This window comes from Cupriavidus pinatubonensis (assembly GCF_019602855.1).
In the GTDB taxonomy this organism is placed as follows: Bacteria; Pseudomonadota; Gammaproteobacteria; order Burkholderiales; family Burkholderiaceae; genus Cupriavidus; species Cupriavidus pinatubonensis.
The window spans coordinates 2238139-2255132 of record NZ_CP080766.1 but is presented as its reverse complement, the minus strand read 5'-3'; the positions used below and the strand labels follow the sequence as shown (position 1 = coordinate 2255132).

The window sequence follows — 16994 nt, the reverse complement described above, 5'->3', positions numbered from 1 at the left end:
CACGACACAGGATGGGGTGGCCCGTCGAGGGGTTCAGTACTTCAGCGTTTCCAGCGAGCGCAGGATGCTTTCGCGCTGGCTGGCGAACTGCGGCGCAACCTGCACCTCGGCGCCAAGCGTTTCGTACGGTTCGTCGATCAGGAAAGCGTGAGGCTTGGACACCGTAGCCTCGAACAGGGCCCCGCTCGGGGTGCGTACGTAGATCGACTCGAAATACCCGCGATCCTTGCGTTCCGACGTGTCGGTGAAGCCAAGGCCCTCAAGCCTGCGCTTGAAGTAGTCCTGCGCAGCATGGTCGTCGACCTGGAACGCACAGTGGTGGACCGTGCCGGAGCCATAGGTCCAGCTAGCCTGCGGCATGGCCGTTTCCAATGCATAGTCCACAAACTTACCGGAGCCGCCCTCCCCGAATGCATAGCGCGCGTACTTGCCGTCGCGCGCCACTTCACGCGCCGACCAGCCGGCATCCATGAATTCCTGCGACGGCTCCATCTCGCGCACATTCACCGCGATGGTGTGAAGCCCGCGGATCGCCAGCTCGGCAGGAACTTCGCCGTTGGAATACGGTTTGCGTGCATCATCGGCGATACCGATCAGCTCGTACTCGATGCCGCAAGGATGCGCGAACGCCAGCACCTGCTCGCCGAACCGCTCGGAACGGCGGACTTCGAAACCGTGGTCGCGCAGGCGCTTGTCCCAGAACGGAATGGCGGACGCGGGCACCGAGAGCGCCAGGCTGCCGATCTGACCCGTACCGCGCGTGCCCTTGCGGCCGAAATGGGCCACCGGGAAGCAGGTGATCAGCGTGCTTTCTTCGCCGACATCATTGCCGTAGTAGAGGTGGTAGAACGGCGTGCCGCCGTCATAGATCAAAGTCTTCTTGACGCTCTTGAGAGAGAGCACCTTGGTATGGAAGTCATAGTCTTCCTGGGCTGTGCCAACGCTCAGCGTGATGTGGTGATGGCGCTGGATGGATGGTGTAGCTTGGGTCATGATTGTCTCCAATGGTTTGTTGTGCCCCGCTGGCACGATGCCCGTCGCGGGCCTCGCGCCGTCGTCCTGGCTCAGGTGGGCGAAAGCGCGCCCGTCATGGCGTCATCCACCAGGCTCCAGATAAATCGGCCGGATGGGTCGCGCTGTTCTTCGGCGATATGCGCGATCAGTCCTGCAGCCCGGCTCAGCACGGCAAAACCGCGCATCAGCGCCGCGGGAATGCCGATATCGCCGAGGATGGCGGCAATCGCGCCGGTGGCATTGATGGTGATGTGGCGTCCCGCGGCCTCGTCCACTTCGGTGGCAAGCCATGCCAGCGCGGCGCATCGTTGACCATACGTACCGAGTTCGCGCGCCAGGTCCAGCAGCGCGATCGCGCGCGGATCGTCCGGCCGGTGCAGGTGATGGCCGAATCCCGGCACCGCGCGGCGGCCGGCGCGAAATTCGCTGGCAATGCGTTTCGCTTCGGCAAGCCCGTCTGCGCCCGCCGCCACGATGCGGTCGAGCAAGGCAGCGGCCGGCTCCATGGTCCCGACAAACTGGCTGGCAACGGCGAGCAGGCCGGCCGCGACGCCGGCCTGCAGGTTCTCCGGCGAGCTTGCGTAGATCATGCGCGAAGCAATCGCGCTTGGCGTCATGCCATGTTCCATGAGGGTGACCAGCACGGCTTCGACGATTTGCCGTTCCGCCGGCGACGGCGCCCTGCCGAACGTCTGCTTCATGAAGACATCGACAAAGCTGGCGCGGCCGAGCAGATCTACTACCAGATCGTCTTCGCCGTAGTAGACCGCGTGCTCCGTGTAGTGGCACAGCTTCGTGCCGGGTGCGGCTTTCGCGTTGGTATTGGCCATCATTGGCTCCGGTGATTCAGAATGATTTCCCGGACGGCAGGCTTCAGTACCTTGCCGACCGCGCTGCGCGGGAGCGCCTCGAACAGGTGGACATGCTTGGGTGTCTTGACAGAACCCAGTTCGCGCTTGACGAGCGCGATCAGATCCTCCGCGTCGACGCTCATGCCCGGATGCAACTGCACCGCGGCGTGTACGGCCTCACCCCACTTGGCATCCGGCACACCGACTACGGAACAATCGGCCACCGCCGGATGCCCGGACAGCACCACCTCGACATCGCTCGGATAGACGTTGAATCCGCCGGTAATGATCACGTCGCGAATGCGGTCTCGCAGGAAGAGATACCCGCGCTCATCCAGCACGCCAGCGTCCCCGGTGCGCAGCCAGCCATCGACGAGGGTCTTGTGGGTCTCTTCCTCTGCCTTCAGGTAGCCGCTCATGACCAGGTCGCCTCGCACGGCGATCTCGCCCTCCTCCCCGGCCGGCAGCGGCTGGCCTTGCTTGTCGACGATGGCCACGCGGGTCAGGATCGACGGCCTGCCGACCGAGGCGAGGTTTTCTCCGGTCATTTCGGACGGTGACAGGAAGGTAATGATCTGCGGCGCCTCGGTCTGGCCGAACGAGGTGCACAGAACCTGGCCGAAGGCCGACTGCGCGTCGCGAATCTGCTCCGGGCGCATCGGCGCGCCGCCGTAAACCAGGTAACGCAAATCCTTCAGCGGACGGGGCGCGTAACGCTGCTCTTCCACTAACGCCAGGATCAGCGTGGGAGGCGCGAAGAACAGGGTCGCCCGGTGCCGCTCCGCCGCATCAAGCAAGGCCGGCGCCTTGCCGTACTCCGGGAAAATCAGAGCGCCACCCGCACCGAGCAAAGGCAGCATATAGGTCGAAGTGCCATGCGTGATCGGCGCAGCTACCAGGTAGCGGTCGTCCGGCGTCAGTGCCAGTTCGTGGATCTGCGTGGCGATATTGGTGTTCCATGCACGCATGGGCTGGATCACGCCCTTGGGTACCCCGGTGGTACCGCCCGTGAACTTGATGGCCTGCGCCTCGCCAAGGTCGACGCCGTGGCGCGAGTACGGCCCCATCATGACGCTTGCGGTATCACCCGAATGGCGCTCGAGCACATCGAGGGCATACAGGCTTGCGGAAATGTCCGCCAGCCGTGCGGCCATCTCGTGATCGGCCAGCACCAGCGAAGGCTCTACGAACGCCACGATGCGCCGCAGTTCCGGATCGCCGTTCCGCGGGTTGAGCGGTACCCATACCTTGCCGGCAGCCAGGATGGCAAGGATGGCCACCAGATGATCGACCGAATTCGCCGCCCCCACGCAAACCCGGCTGCGCGGCTTGGGATCGATCGCAGTCAGCACCGCCGCCCGCCTCAGTACGACGTCAGCCAGTTCGCCAAAGGTCAGGTTGCCCGTGGGGCTGATGATTGCGACCCGGTCTTGGTGCCGGCGCGCTGCTCGCCACAGGAAGTCGATGGGGTACATGCTCAGTGATCTCCGGATATCGATAAGTCGTGCGATGCGAACGGAATAGTCACCGCCGCGATGACAGCACTATAGGACTTTGTTCGAATATTCGAATATTAGTAGAAACCCTGTGGCTTGCGCTATCATGTCGGCTGTTACCGGAATCGGCGCCAGCACGGCAAAACCCATGGAAAACGAGATCGACGTCTACCCGCCCTCGCTTGCGGCCACGCCACCGCGACACCTGGATCTGGCCCGTACGTTGATGCAGGAGATCGTCAACGGGCGTCCGCGCATCGGCGAATTCCTTCCGACGGAAGCGGAGCTGTGCGAGCAGTGGAATCTGAGCCGCTACGCCGTGCGGCAGGCCATTCAGAAGCTAACAAGCCTCGGCATGGTCAGCCGTCAGGCCGGTGTGGGCACGCGGGTCATCTCGGACCGGCCGCGGGAACGCTATATGCAGGTCATGGACTCGCCGGCCGACCTGGCTGGCTATGCCAAGGGCACGACGCTGCGAACGTCTTCCTGCGAGCGGATCCAGGCGGATCCGGCCCAGGCCAGACTGCTGCGCAGCGACGTGGGGGCCGAATGGCTGCATATCGCCGGGATCCGGTATGGGGCGGACGCCAAGCGCGAGCCTATCGCCCTGGTGGACATCTATGTCGACCAGGCCTATAGCAGGTTGCCGGAACTAGGCGCAGTCCTGAGCGTTCCCGTCTATACGATGATCGAGAAGGAATATGGCATCAAGGTGACCCGCGTCGAGCAGGAGTTGCAGGGGCTGTTGATCGCCGATGCACAGGCCGAACTGCTGCAGGTCGAAGACCGCTCCGCCGGATTGCGCATCATCCGCACGTACTTTCTCCGCGACAAGGTTATCGCTGTCACCACTGGCGTCCATCCGGCAAGCCGGTTCAGCTATTTGATGAGCTACCAGCTGACCCAGGATGTCAGGTAATCACTACTCCCAAACATTGGCGGATGCGACAGCGTGGTTTTGCTTGGGGCAACCATCACGATGGACGCTACGGCGTACTCGCCCCCCCGGAACTGGCCATCAACATGGGCGACACCGTTGTCTGGGTCAATAACGATCCATTCCCCCATACGGTGACGTCCCACGCCGGCCGGTTCGACTCGAAGAGCATTGCGCCGGGAGAATCTTGGCGATACAAGGCAACCCGGAAAGGGGAATATCCCTGCATCTGCACGTTCCGTCCGACGATGAAGGGGATGTTGCGGGTCAAGTAGAAGACGGCCATGGCGCCCCGAAAGCCTGCGGACCGCGGACGCTGGCCGCCGTTCTGGCTCAGGGTTGCGTCAGGAGCCTGTCGTCCGCCGTTGACGATAGACGGTCACGCCGCCCTCTTCGCGCGCGGCCAGCACATTGCGGGCGCCGCAGATCGGGCAGCGGAACAACGGGCCCTGGCCCTCGTTGACGACAACCACTTCGGTGGACTCCCAGCGGGTTCCGCAGGACTGGTTCTGGCAGGTGTAGTAGATAGGCTTTTTCATTTGGGCGGATCGTAGCACGAGACGACGAGCTTGAAGGATTCGGAAGGCAGTGCCAATGGGCCTGCCTCGACCCTCTCCGCAAGAGCCTCTCTTCACGTCAGGATCGCCGGTGTCACGCCGGCGCGTTAAGCCAGCTCCGTAGCATGGGATAAACGCGGCTTCGCCACACCGGGCCGGAAAACAACCCATAGTGATCACAACCCGGAACGGTGACTTGCGTACACAACCGTCGTTCCAGACCACGGCACAGCGTCTGCGCGGCGTGGGTCTGCCCGGCGCCGGTGATCGTATCGAGCTGCCCTTCAACCGTCAGTAGCCGTGTTGTCCGCATGGCTGCCGGATCCACCGGCATTCCTCCGACGTACCACGACCCACGTGGCAACAGGTGCTCGCGGAAGACGATGCGCATGGTATCGAGCACGAATTCAACCGGCATGTCCATCATCGCCACATACCCCGCTACGGCTGCATGGCGCAGATCTGCCTGCGCCCGGGACCCCGGCCATGGCCCCTGAAGCGCAGCGAACACCATCGCCGAAAGGCGCTCCGGCTGGCCACATGCCAGCGTGGGCAATTGCAGAAAGCCCGGATACACGATACGTCCCGCGCCGCGATATTCGTGCGGCACGGCGCCTGTGCAGTGGGCGAGAAACACTGGCAGCGGCATCATGGCCGCGATGTCGCCGAGTCTGGTCGGGTGAAGCCTTGCATCCAGCGGGCCGCCCATCAGTACCAGCGCCCTCACTTCCGGCGCATCTCCGGATGCCAGGCGAGAAACGGCCGCAATGCACGGAATGGTCGCCTGGCAGATCGCCACCACATCAAGGCGCGCCGGATCGAGCAGCGTCATGAACTGCTCGAGCAGCAATACGCAGTCTGCCAGGCCGAAGTGGCCGGCTTCGCGCGGTACGTCCCGTGCATCAATCCAGTCGGTGACATAGACGTCCGCGTCAAGCAGCATGGATTCGATGGCGTCGCGAACCACGACTGCCCGGTGCCCGGCAAGCGGTGCGCACAACATCCGGCGTACGCCGTGACCGTCGCCCACCGAGAAGCGCAGCAAACGGCAGAACGGGGTCTCGGCAACGACGGTCATTGTCACCGGCACGTGTTTGCCGTCCTGGCAGACAGTGTCCAGATGGTATGACGGCGGCCCGAACTGGCGCATCGACCTCTGGAACAGTTCGTAGGCGTAGGCGAACTGCGCGCCGCACATGGCCGACAAGAATGACCCCATCGGCGCCCACGCCGCCGCCGCCGAAAAGTTATCCAGACTGCCCATTGAGGAATTCATGCTGTGGCTGCCAGAGGGAATCCGGCCGCTAATCTGTTTGTGTCGGATGCCGTCGACCATTACGCGAAAGTGCCTTGGTGTCTCCAGGCATCTCATTGAAGTGGTCGCGCCTGACATCAAGATAATCCACAGATGCGGCCCCGCGTGCGGCAACGCAATATCGTTCCGAGCGACTGCGTTTCGCCCCACTTCTCCTCGCCGAGTCAGCCTCGACGGCGCTGACAGCAAGGGCGCTATGGGCCCCTTCCCGCTTGCGCTGCAGCGAAATGGCGAACAAACCATGCGGCTGCAAGCTTTGCCGCCCGGCTCCTCGAACATGTGGGTCGCCCCAGGCACCACATCCAGCCGCTTCTCACAAGAGATCCACGCCGCTGCGCGGGCGCTGAGGTTGACAACGACAGGATCGGCTTCCCCCTACGATCATCCGCAGCGGAGAAGCCAGGCGGCAGAGCGCGTCAACACCGGCCAGTTCAACACGTCCGCCTCTGGACACCACGGCGTCGATACGTGTTCGTCTGCACTGTCAGGGAAACCTGACAAGGCGCGCGGCAAGCCTGACAGCAGGCTCAGCCCAGCCTGATTTCGAAATGCACGGTCAATGACGATACTGGGCACATGAGCGCGCACAATCATTAAGGCAGGTCGGCAGCTAGCTGGGCATGAGCCTGAAAACCGAGAGCCGGACGCTGTCCCGCTTCCAGCAGGAGGGACTGAATCGGGTACAGGGCAAACATATCGAACGCCTGGATCGAGCTGCCCTATCTGCGATAGGTACATGCCTTCACACGTCCGATGCCGATCGGAGGGGAAAGCGCAATGCAGGCAAACGAGCTGAAACTTGCTGCCGGGGAAGGTCAGGGATCCGAGCCGCTGATTTTCAAACCCCTCGGCATCGATACCTGGCAGGAGCATGTCATCTATCTACACCCGGACTGCCCCGTGTGCCGCGCCGAAGGCTTTACCGCGCAAGCACGGGTGCAGGTGCGGATCGGCGAGGCAAGCCTCATTGCCACGCTGAACCTGGTCGGTGCGCCATTGCTCGATACCGGAGAGGCAAGCCTTTCGGCCAGCGCTGCACAGGCACTGGAGGCTCGCGCCGGCGATGTCGTGGCCGTCAGTCACGCGCCGGCCCTGGAATCCGTACGCGCCTTGCGTGCGAAGATCTACGGCCGCCGGCTCGACGGCGCCCAGATCGATTCCATCATCAGCGATATCTCGGCGGGGCGGTACCCGGATGTGTATATCTCCGCGTTCCTTGCCGCATGTGCAGATGGCCGCATGAACCGGCGGGAAACCGTGGACCTCACACGTGCCATGGTGCACTCGGGCGAGCGGCTGTCATGGAGCCACGCCGTCGTTGCCGACAAGCACTGCGTCGGCGGCCTGCCCGGCAACCGGACCACACCCATTGTCGTGGCAATAGCGGCGGCAGGAGGCCTGGTCTTGCCGAAGACGTCTTCCCGGGCGATCACCTCTCCAGCCGGTACCGCAGACACGATGGAGACATTGACCCGCGTGGCGCTCAGTGCGGCGGAACTGCGCCACGTCGTGGAGCGAGTCGGGGCGTCGCTGGTCTGGGGTGGCGCACTGAACCTGAGTCCCGCCGACGATATCCTGATCCGCGTGGAACGCGCGCTTGATATCGACAGCGACGCGCAGCTTGTTGCCTCCATCCTGTCCAAGAAGGTTGCGGCAGGCTCGACGCACATCCTGATCGATGTGCCGGTTGGTCCCACAGCCAAGGTGCGCGAGGACAGGGACCTGGAGCGGCTCGAAGCCGCGATGCGGCATGTGGCGGGGGCGTTCGGCCTGCACATCCTCATGGTTCGGACCGACGGCACCCAGCCGCTTGGCAGGGGCATTGGCCCCGCGCTGGAGGCGCGAGACATCCTGGCGGTACTCCAGCGCACGGTGGCGGCGCCGCCCGACCTGCGCGAGCGCTCGGTCATGCTCGCCGGCGCGCTGCTGGAGTTCTGTGGCGCGGCACCCAGGGGCGCTGGCGAAAAAGCCGCTGGCCAGCTACTCGACAGTGGCGCGGCCTGGCGCAAGTTCCAGGCGATTTGCGAAGCGCAGGGCGGCTTGCGCGTGCCGGGCGAAGCCATTTTTCGCCGCGACATCGTCGCTCCCCACGCGGGGAGGGTAATCGCCATCGACAACCGCCACATTGCCCGCACCGCAAAGCTGGCCGGCGCCCCGATGCGGCAGGTCGCGGGCCTTGAGATGCGGGTACGGGTCAACGACGAAGTCCGGGCCGGTCAACCACTGTTCACGGTCCATGCCCAGGCCTCCGGCGAACTGGACTACTCGTGCAGCTACGCGCTGGCGCACCCTGCGGTCTCTATCGAGCCGCACTGAACGCCGCAGCCGGCTTCGTCCGACATGTACATGCTCTCGTTTCCGCTGTAAGTCGATATCAACGTCGTGCCTTCACCTTGGATCCATGAAGCTTGCGGGGCCGGCAGGCACTGAAGCCGCCAGGCGCATGAGGTTGTACGGCTCCACGCGGATCAATCCGCCACGTGGGCTGTCGATGTCGGCAATCAGCGCGAACGAAACGCCAACCACCATGGGCAATACCAGCAGCAGGTAGCGCGCCGATTCGGCCTTGCGCAGGCCGTATCCCACCAGGGCATTGCTGCACACCGCCACGACCAGCATCAGCATCCAGGCAGAGTTCGGGATCCGGTTCCACCACGACGACTGGGTGTAGCCTTCCGCATTCAGGACCTCATTCATCCCCGCCACAGTCAGACCCACGATAACGTTCGGATTGGCTGCGGCGTTGCGTTCCACCACCGCCCACAGCCTGGCATGCAAAGCCGCTGTCGCGACGTCAGTCTTCTTCAGGCTGGCCGCATCATGGTTCGTATAGAAGTCCAGCCGACACCGGAGGTACTCGCGAAGCAGCGCGCGCGCAGCCTCCGCATCGGCCGCCGGCAACAGTCCCGCGCGGACATACTCCGTACCGATGGCGTTTGCCTCTGCCTCTTCGTAAAGCTTGCGCTGGTCGTAGCGGCTGACCGCCATGGCAAAGCAGAAGCCGATCAGCAAACCGAGCAGCGTGAGCACGGCGGCCTGAATCACGCCTACGTCCTGCCGCGCATCGGCAGATGGACTCCTTGGACCGCGGATGGCCTTGGCGCCGATCCTCTCAGCCAGCCATAACAGGCCGAAGGTGACGACGAAAACCAGAACGGGGTAGTCCTTGATGGTGGTATCCATGGTTTGTTCGTCGTTATTCACTCTGCGTAAATGCGCGGATGCGCCGACGGGCAGATGATCGTCGGACAGTCCGTAAAGACACCCCTGCCGCAGTGCGCATGGCAAGAAGGGCCTCCGCCCTTCCAAATGACATGGGTCTTCACACAGCGTAGGAGAGCGCAGAAGGCGGCCGTTGACGCAGCGCAAGCCCGGCAAAGCGGGCTAGAAGCGGAACGCGAGCGACAGCATCACGACCTGAGCTTCGGCGCCGGGATTGAACCAGTAGACGCCCGCCGTACAGTTACGCACGGTCAACTGGACGAGCCCTCCGGGCCGGATGTCCCTGTCGCCGCCATAGATCCGTGTGCGCTGCATGACGATACCGAGCCGTATCCACTCGACGGGTCGATAGGCCAGTTCGCTCCAGGCATAGAGATAGCCGGAACGGCCAGCATGGGCAGGCAGGTACTCCGCTTCCAGGTAATAGTCCAGCTTGCCCGCGGCTACGCTCGCCTCGAGGCCGGCGATGGGTCCGTGTGCCTCCCCGGCGACCGCGCCGATAATGGGCGTGGCGCTCACACGAAGCTTTTCGCCTCCCGAGAACGTCCAGCCAATGAATGCCGACTGCGAATGCATGGCTTCATAGTTGGCCCTCGCCTCGAGGTGAAGCTGGCCGTGGTCTGCACTGAATATGCCGCTGGCGTAGCTCGCGCCCTCGCGAGGCATGTTCCAGTAGGCCGCTGCGGAGTAGGTCCACGGATCAGGCGTATCCCAACCGCTAGCCAGCCCGGGAGATGGGCCTGGCGTCTGGGCCCGTAATGCTGCCGCGGCGAACAGGGCCAGCAGCGGCAGTGGGGAGGTCCGCACTTCAGCCGCCCAGCGCGATGATCGCAATGGTCAGGGCCACGCCCAGAGCCGTCATGCCCAATCCGGCCGGCATGGCCCCGAACCCTGCGTAATGACCGAGCGCCGCGCCGCCAAAAAACAGCATGCCAAGCGTCAACACACGCGAAACCAGCAACGCACTCGGCACATCGCTCATCAGCACGAAAGGCAGTGCCACGGGAAACGTGCTCAACACCACGATGCAGAAGATGTGCACGGCCCCGCGCAGGTCGGCCCAATACAGCCGCGGGCGCGCCGGCAGGCCAGCGGCGGCCAGCCTCGCGCGAATGGCGTCCAGCTCCGCGTCTGCTACCAGTGCCTTCATGCCCGGTGGAAGCGCGTCGCGAATGAGGCGGATGCCGGTCGGCCGGTCGGACGCATGCTTGATGGCCATGGCGAGCGTAAGCCGCTGCCCTCTTCCGGCGATCGTCCGTACGAGATACATGACTGCATCCACCAGCCCCCACGCCAGGTTGCAGCCCAGCGCGGCATGCAGCATGGTCCTGCTCGCGCCGGCGCCGGCACTCGCCGACGAGACCGCGCCGACAAACGTCAGGGCCATGAACAAACCAAAGCACATCTCGGAAACGCGGTCCACCACATCGAGCACCGCGCCCCGGCTTTCGCCCCGGTCTGCCAGTACCTCCACCCTGCCGACCGTGCTGGCTGCGCCCGGACTGGAATCAGGAGGCCGCACCGCCATGTCCGCCTGCCTTGACCAGCAATACGGGCAAGCTGCCGTGGCGCAGCAGGCTTTCCGCGACGCTACCCATCAATACCCGACCGATGCCCGAGCGGCCATGCGTACCCGCTACCACGATCTGGGCGCCGCGCTCTTCGGCAATCTGCTGAACCTGCTTGCCGAGATCGCCAAGCTCGAGGATCTGGTCGACGAGGATTGCCTGGCTGCGCACCTGCTGCGCTTCGGCTTTCGCCTGCGCCTCGGCCAGAAGCTTGTGCCCTGCCCGGACCAGACCTGCACGCACGTCCGGCTCTTCGTATCCGCCATCGACGATATGCACGATGTCCAGCTCGGCACCGCTCGCCGCGGCCAGCCCAATAGCTTCCGCCAGGCCAAGATCGCCGCACTGGCTTCCGTCTATCGCCACCAGAATCCTTGTGTACATTGCCTTCTCCTGCTGCATGCCCGAACCGCAAGGCGCCATCGCCGGGACATTCACCGGTCCAATATCCGGATCCGGATTTCAATGCGAGAACAATACGGGCACCGTCATGGAAGACAGCAGCGTGCGCGTGACGCCTCCGAGCACAAGCTCCCGCATGCGCCCATGGCCGTATGCACCCATCACGATCAGGTCAGCATCGAAATCGGCGGCACGGGACAACAGCAATTCCCCGATGGTCAGGTCGGAACCGCCCGGGCCGTGCTCGACCTCCACCGTCACACCGTGTCGTTCCAGGACGCGCACCGCATGGGCGACCGGCGTGGCGTCCGGACGTGCTTCCTTGGCAGCAGTCTGGGCGCACAGTATGCGTGCCGTCGCTCCGCCAATGAGCGGCAGCGCATCATGCAAGGCCCGTGCCGCTTCGCGGCTGCCATTCCATGCCACCATCACCCGCGCCCCTGTTGTCTTGAACTGCCCGTCACACGGAACGACGAGTACCGGCCGTCCGCTTTCCAGCAGCAACGCTTCGAGCACCTGCGTGGCAAGCGGGCCTTCTTCGCCATTGGCGTCATACTGGCCCGCGACGATCAGGCCGGCTTCGCGCGACTCCCGCAGCACCGTGGAAAGGACGTCGTGCTCCGCTGCCCGCCATTCCACGCCAGCGCCAAGATCCTTTGTCGTTTCCAGGAACTGATGACGAGTACGCTCCCCGATCAACCGGCGCCGCTGCCTGTCCCTTTCGATATAGTCGGCGGCGTTGTCCATCAGGTAGAACCATGCGGGATCGGGAATGAAGCTGCCCAGGAGGCCGATCAACGGACAATCATGGGAACTCGCCAGCTGGGTCGCCAGCGCCAGCCGGGTTGTCATATGCCTGCTGCGATCCAGATGCACCAGAATGCTGCTGTAGTTCATGCTCGTTCCTTATCCTGAGGGTCGAACGACAATCAAAGGCCCTGGCCTGCAAAACGGTGAGCCGTACCCCGCGACTTCTATCGCATAGACAGTTACCGATGCAGCGGCCCTTCCTTGTGTGGCACCGCCATCTGACGACTACCTGCTTTATCAAAAGTAGGTGCTGAAGCGGTGATCGCCTTGCGGTAGAGCAACTTCGATCGATGTTTCGCCATGGTGACGTCTGATCAAGACCTAGAAGACTTCAGGTGCGGTCCACGTTGCACCACCCGTCCACAGCTCATTGATCTGCCGCAACCGGGCCTGGAAGCTTTGTCATAGCCTGTATCCAAAGTCGAAGCATTCGGAGGCAGCGCTCCTTGTTGCCTTTTCGATTCCCGAGTATTGCGATGACCACGGCCTCTATGTCTGTCACGCCTGCGACGGTTTCACGGCTGCATTCCGGCGGCCGCGCTTTGTTTTCGAAAACCTGACGAAGGAGGCATCATGAACGCGACGATGCGTGCAATGGTTTTCGACGGCGGGAGTCCAATCCTAGCTGACCGCCGGGTGCCAGTGCCGGTCCCGGGAGCCGGTGAAGTGCGAATCCGCGTGGCGGCGTGCGGCGTGTGCCGTACGGACCTGCATGTGGTGGATGGAGACCTCTCCTCGCCCAAGCCCGCGCTGATCCCGGGCCATGAAATCGTTGGTCGCGTCGATGCGCTCGGCGCCGGTGTCGTTGGACTGTCAATCGGCGCGCGGGTCGGCGTGCCATGGCTGGGGCACACCTGCGGGCAGTGCCGCTTCTGCCTGAGCGGGCGGGAGAACCTTTGCGATGCACCCCAGTTCCACGGCTATACCCGTGACGGCGGATATGCCGAGTACGTGGTCGCCGATGCCAGCTATTGCTTTCGCATTCCCGAAACGTATGACGACGAGCATGCAGCGCCGCTGCTCTGCGCCGGCCTCATCGGCTTCCGGACACTGCGCTCGGCTGGGGATGCACAACGTATCGGCATCTACGGATTTGGCGCCGCCGCACATATCGTGACGCAAATCGCGGTGGCGCAAGGCCGGACCGTCTACGCCTTCACGCGGCCCGGGGACCAAGCCGCCCAGACTTTGGCCACGGATGTCGGGGCTGCCTGGGCGGGCAGCAGTCAGGACAAGGCACCCGCCACGTTGGACGCTGCCTTGATCTTTGCCCCCGACGGCGCCCTCGTGCCTGCAGCGCTGGCGGCTGTCGACAAGGGTGGCACTGTGGTCTGCGGGGGCATTCACATGAGCGACATTCCTTCCTTCCCGTATCGACTGTTATGGGAGGAACGGCGGATCGTCTCCGTAGCGAACCTGACGCGTGCCGACGGCCACGGCCTGATGGAAGCGGCAGCCACGTGGCCATTGCATATTCGTACCACGTCCTATCCTCTTTCCAGTGCCAATGCGGCGTTGGATGACCTGCGCGCTGGCCGTCTGGCCGGGGCGGCGGTGCTCCGCGTGTGACGGCTTCTTCCGACTGGATTGGCCGCGGCTTTCAGGTACTCGGGTGGGGATCCCCGACCATCGCCGCCTGGCCATGCGCTTGGCGCGGCATGATCGTGTTACGACCAGCAGCCTTTGCCTGGTAGAGACGGCGGTCGGCCTGGCGCAGAAGCTGTTCAGAAGATTCCGCGCGAGCATTCTTGCCGTCAAAAGTCGCCACCCCAATACTCACGCTCAGCGGAACAGGCCGCGCGCCCATACTTGTCAACTCCGTTGCCATCACTGCTGCGCGAATGTTCTCCGCAATCCTGATTGCCCCGTTCATGTCCGTGCTTGTCAGCAACACAGAGAACTCTTCGCCACCATAACGGCCAACGAAATCTCCCGGGCGACGGATATTCTTGGTAATGCATTGCGCAATCGCCTTTAGCGCTTCATCACCAATAGCATGGCCGTGCCGGTCATTGAGCGCTTTGAAGTTGTCGGCATCGAGCATCAGTACGGACAGGTTCCTGCCGTCCCGGCTGGCCCGCTTCCACTCTGTCTCCAGCGTCGAACTCAGGACGCGGCGGTTGCCGACCCCGGTCAGGCTATCCGCCGTAGCAAGCAGGTGAAGCCGGTTCTCCATTTCGAGCCGCTTCCGGAACAGCCTCGCAAACATCACCGACATCCAGATAATCAGCACATCAAGCACCGTCACAACGCCACCGATAGCCCAGGCACGCTGCGTCCATTGCGCGTAGATGTCCTGGATTGCGAGGCCCACAACAATGATCAATGGATACTTTCCGATACGCCTGAAACTGTAGAGGCGCTGCGCGCCATCCAGCGTCGCGGTGCCAATGTAGGAACCATTGTCGGACTGGATGAGCGGCTCGAACGACGGGGCACCGGCAATGCTCTGACCGATATCCTCACGCTTGTAGGGACGCCGCATCAGTACCGTTCCGTCGCCAGACGCATTTCATAAAGGGCGACTGCGGCAACGCATGCCATGGTCACGGCGGCAACACTCGCCCCCACAATGAACAACGGCGGGCCTCACTCAAAGCATGGTCTTATAAAACAGGGGGTCATTTTGCGTGGAAGGGGCTTTTAAGGCATCGGACAGGGAAACTCCGCCAAAAAAATGCCGTTATGCAACATAGGCATCCCGCAGCAAGCGAGTGACAAAGCACACAGCTGGAGCCAGGCAGGCATCACATGGATAGGTAAATCTGGCCGCCAAAGCCGATAGCCCTTGGCAACCACATTGCGGCGCGGCTCGCGTTTCGTGCTCAGTGCGATGGCCAACATTCCGTGCGCCGCGGCATTCGAACGCCGGCTTGTTGACCCGGAATGATATTGATAGGCTCCATTGGCGTGCTTGGGCGAAATGTAGGTCGTAATCCGGAAGTCCCCCCAAGCGGGATGCTATCGATGGGGAAATCGAGATGGAAGACGACAAAAGTCCCGAACCGGCGCTGACTCGGCGCGACTTTCTGCGCGCTGCCGGCCTGGGCGCCGCGGCGTTTGGCCTTGGCGGGGCCCACAACGCCCAGGCTGCAGCGCCCGGTACACATAGCGCCGGGCCGTCCACCGCAAGCCATGCGGCAGGCCCGTACAACATTCTTCTTATCGTTGTCGATCAGGAGCGTCGTTTTCGGCCGGGAGAACTGCCGGTGGGCTACAGCCTGCCGGCACATGAACGCTTGATGAAGCGTGGCACGACCTTCCTGAACCACCAGATCAACTCGTGCGTCTGCACGCCGTCGCGGTCTGTACTCTATACGGGCCAGCACATCCAGCAGACGCGGATGTTCGACAACACCAATTTTCCGTGGATCACCAGCATGTCGACCGACATACCGACGCTTGGTGACATGCTTCGCGACGCAGGCTACTACACCGCGTACAAAGGCAAATGGCATCTCACCAAGGAGTTCGAGACCGTTAACAAGCTTGGCACGCCAACGAAGATATTTACCGCGGAAATGGAGGCCTATGGCTTCTCGGACTACATCGGGATTGGCGATATCATCGCCCACACGAGTGGCGGCTACCTGCACGACGGGGTAATTGCCGCCATGGGGACGAGCTGGCTGCGCGGGAAAGGCCGTGATCTTGCGGCCCAGGGCAAGCCATGGTTTCTGGCGATGAACCTCGTCAACCCGCATGACGTGATGTTCTACGACACCGACGCACCCGGAACCAAAGTTCAGGCAACACGCGGCCTTGCGCATGTCGCCCGCGATCCGGCCGACCCGCTATATGCAAAGCAGTGGAATTTCACGCTTCCGGCCAGCCACGCACAGCCGCTCGACGCACCCGGGCGTCCGCCCGCCCACCGGGACTTCCTGCGCTCGCACGACGCTATGGTCGGCGCCATTCCTAACGAGGAGGCGCGCTGGCGGCGGCGCCACAACTATTACCTGAACTGCATGCGCGACGTCGATCGCAATATCGCGTCTGTACTGGCCGAACTCGACGCGGCCGGCCTGACCGACAAGACCATCGTGATCCTGACGTCCGACCACGGCGACATGGATGGGGCCCACCAGCTCCACGCCAAGGGGGCTGTCTCGTATCGCGAGCAGAACAACGTACCGCTGATCATCTCCCATCCGGCCTATCCGGGCGGCAGGCAATGCCGCGCCGTCACCTCGCACCTGGACATCGCGCCGACCCTGGTTGCAATGAGTGGCGTGAATGCCGACAAACGCGCGACGCTGGTCAAGGGCCTTGCAGGCAAGGATTTTTCAGGCCTGCTAAGCGCCCCGGAAAAAGCTGACGCGAATGCGATTCGCGACGGCGCGCTGTTCTGCTACAACATGCTGGCCTACCTCGACGGCGACTTCCTCTACAAGGCCGTGGACTACCTGCAAAAGGGCGGCAAGCCAGACCAGTTCAAGAGCACAGGCGTGCGGCCCGACCTGATGAAGCGCGGCGCCGTGCGTTCGGTGTTCGATGGACGCTACACCTTTGCCCGCTACTTCTCGCCAAAGCAGCATAACCGGCCCAGGACATTGGAGGAACTCGACCAGTTCAATGACGTGGAGTTGTATGACGTGCAGACCGACCCGTTCGAAATGCACAATCTGGCCGCCGACAGCCGATACCGCGAGCTTGTCGTCGCCATGAACGAGAAGCTGAATCGCCTGATCGATGCGGAGGTCGGCGAAGACCGCGGGCAGATGCTTCCTGGCGGCATCGATGCAGGATGGGAAGTCACACCGGAAACCATGGCCGGAGCGTGATGTGTCAGGCGGCCACCGGCGGGAGGGTCGCCTGTCAG

The 16994-nt window shown here is 63.3% G+C and carries 16 protein-coding genes; 5 read left to right on the top strand and 11 right to left on the bottom strand.

What is annotated here, in order from left to right:
* Nucleotides 1–33: 33 nt before the first annotated feature.
* From K2O51_RS10255 to K2O51_RS10245, 3 genes are all read right to left on the bottom strand, one after another.
* The gene (locus K2O51_RS10255) at nt 34–993 is read right to left on the bottom strand and encodes a VOC family protein (RefSeq protein WP_011300811.1); all 960 of its coding nucleotides are present in this window, start codon (nt 991–993) and stop codon (nt 34–36) included.
* A gap of 71 nt (nt 994–1064) precedes the next feature.
* Entirely contained in the window at nt 1065–1844 is a 780-nt protein-coding gene (locus K2O51_RS10250) for a citryl-CoA lyase (protein WP_220630686.1), read from the bottom strand.
* Nucleotides 1844–3340, bottom strand: a complete 1497-nt coding sequence (locus K2O51_RS10245; RefSeq protein WP_140951485.1) for a class I adenylate-forming enzyme family protein — start codon at nt 3338–3340, stop codon at nt 1844–1846. Before K2O51_RS10245 ends, K2O51_RS10250 begins: the two co-directional genes overlap by 1 nt.
* A 169-nt stretch (nt 3341–3509) precedes the next feature.
* Here K2O51_RS10245 and K2O51_RS10240 point away from each other — a divergent pair, with 169 nt between their 5' ends.
* Nucleotides 3510–4280 (top strand): GntR family transcriptional regulator, encoded by a 771-nt coding sequence (locus K2O51_RS10240; RefSeq protein WP_041680251.1) that lies wholly within the window; start codon nt 3510–3512, stop codon nt 4278–4280.
* Nucleotides 4281–4303: 23 nt separating this feature from the next.
* Entirely contained in the window at nt 4304–4573 is a 270-nt protein-coding gene (locus tag K2O51_RS35640) for a cupredoxin domain-containing protein (protein ID WP_342394088.1), read from the top strand.
* Nucleotides 4574–4642: 69 nt separating this feature from the next.
* On the opposite strand, the gene K2O51_RS10235 is transcribed toward K2O51_RS35640, so the two are convergent.
* Both K2O51_RS10235 and phaZ read right to left on the bottom strand, forming a co-directional pair.
* Complete coding sequence (locus tag K2O51_RS10235; RefSeq protein WP_041680253.1) at nt 4643–4837, bottom strand: hypothetical protein; 195 nt, start codon at nt 4835–4837, stop codon at nt 4643–4645.
* A gap of 112 nt (nt 4838–4949) precedes the next feature.
* Nucleotides 4950–6284, bottom strand: a complete 1335-nt coding sequence (gene phaZ / locus K2O51_RS10230; RefSeq protein ID WP_166487090.1) for a polyhydroxyalkanoate depolymerase — start codon at nt 6282–6284, stop codon at nt 4950–4952.
* A gap of 663 nt (nt 6285–6947) precedes the next feature.
* Between phaZ and K2O51_RS10225 the strand changes: the two genes are divergently transcribed.
* Nucleotides 6948–8486 (top strand): thymidine phosphorylase family protein, encoded by a 1539-nt coding sequence (locus K2O51_RS10225; protein WP_220630167.1) that lies wholly within the window; start codon nt 6948–6950, stop codon nt 8484–8486.
* 72 nt (nt 8487–8558) lie between these two features.
* Here the strand turns inward: K2O51_RS10225 and K2O51_RS10220 are convergent, their stop codons facing one another.
* The 5 genes from K2O51_RS10220 to K2O51_RS10200 form a co-directional block, all read right to left on the bottom strand.
* Complete coding sequence (locus K2O51_RS10220; RefSeq protein ID WP_041680255.1) at nt 8559–9353, bottom strand: bestrophin-like domain; 795 nt, start codon at nt 9351–9353, stop codon at nt 8559–8561.
* Between the two features lie 201 nt (nt 9354–9554).
* Nucleotides 9555–10199 (bottom strand): hypothetical protein, encoded by a 645-nt coding sequence (locus K2O51_RS10215; RefSeq protein ID WP_140951477.1) that lies wholly within the window; start codon nt 10197–10199, stop codon nt 9555–9557.
* 1 nt (nt 10200) lies between these two features.
* Nucleotides 10201–10797: a hypothetical protein gene (locus K2O51_RS10210; protein WP_235679749.1), complete on the bottom strand. Its 597-nt coding sequence runs from the start codon at nt 10795–10797 to the stop codon at nt 10201–10203.
* 103 nt (nt 10798–10900) lie between these two features.
* Entirely contained in the window at nt 10901–11344 is a 444-nt protein-coding gene (locus K2O51_RS10205; RefSeq protein ID WP_011300822.1) for a universal stress protein, read from the bottom strand.
* 78 nt (nt 11345–11422) lie between these two features.
* Nucleotides 11423–12259 carry a universal stress protein gene (locus K2O51_RS10200; RefSeq protein WP_011300823.1) on the bottom strand — a complete coding sequence of 279 codons (837 nt, stop codon included), beginning with the start codon at nt 12257–12259 and terminating at the stop codon, nt 11423–11425.
* Between the two features lie 486 nt (nt 12260–12745).
* Here K2O51_RS10200 and K2O51_RS10195 point away from each other — a divergent pair, with 486 nt between their 5' ends.
* Nucleotides 12746–13741 (top strand): zinc-dependent alcohol dehydrogenase family protein, encoded by a 996-nt coding sequence (locus K2O51_RS10195; protein WP_011300824.1) that lies wholly within the window; start codon nt 12746–12748, stop codon nt 13739–13741.
* A 31-nt stretch (nt 13742–13772) separates the two neighbouring features.
* On the opposite strand, the gene K2O51_RS10190 is transcribed toward K2O51_RS10195, so the two are convergent.
* Nucleotides 13773–14657 (bottom strand): sensor domain-containing diguanylate cyclase, encoded by an 885-nt coding sequence (locus K2O51_RS10190; RefSeq protein ID WP_220630166.1) that lies wholly within the window; start codon nt 14655–14657, stop codon nt 13773–13775.
* Between the two features lie 496 nt (nt 14658–15153).
* On the opposite strand from K2O51_RS10190, the gene K2O51_RS10185 reads away from it, so the two are divergent.
* Nucleotides 15154–16956, top strand: coding sequence for a sulfatase family protein (locus K2O51_RS10185; protein ID WP_220630165.1), 1803 nt, complete (start codon nt 15154–15156; stop codon nt 16954–16956).
* Nucleotides 16957–16994 lie beyond the last annotated feature (38 nt).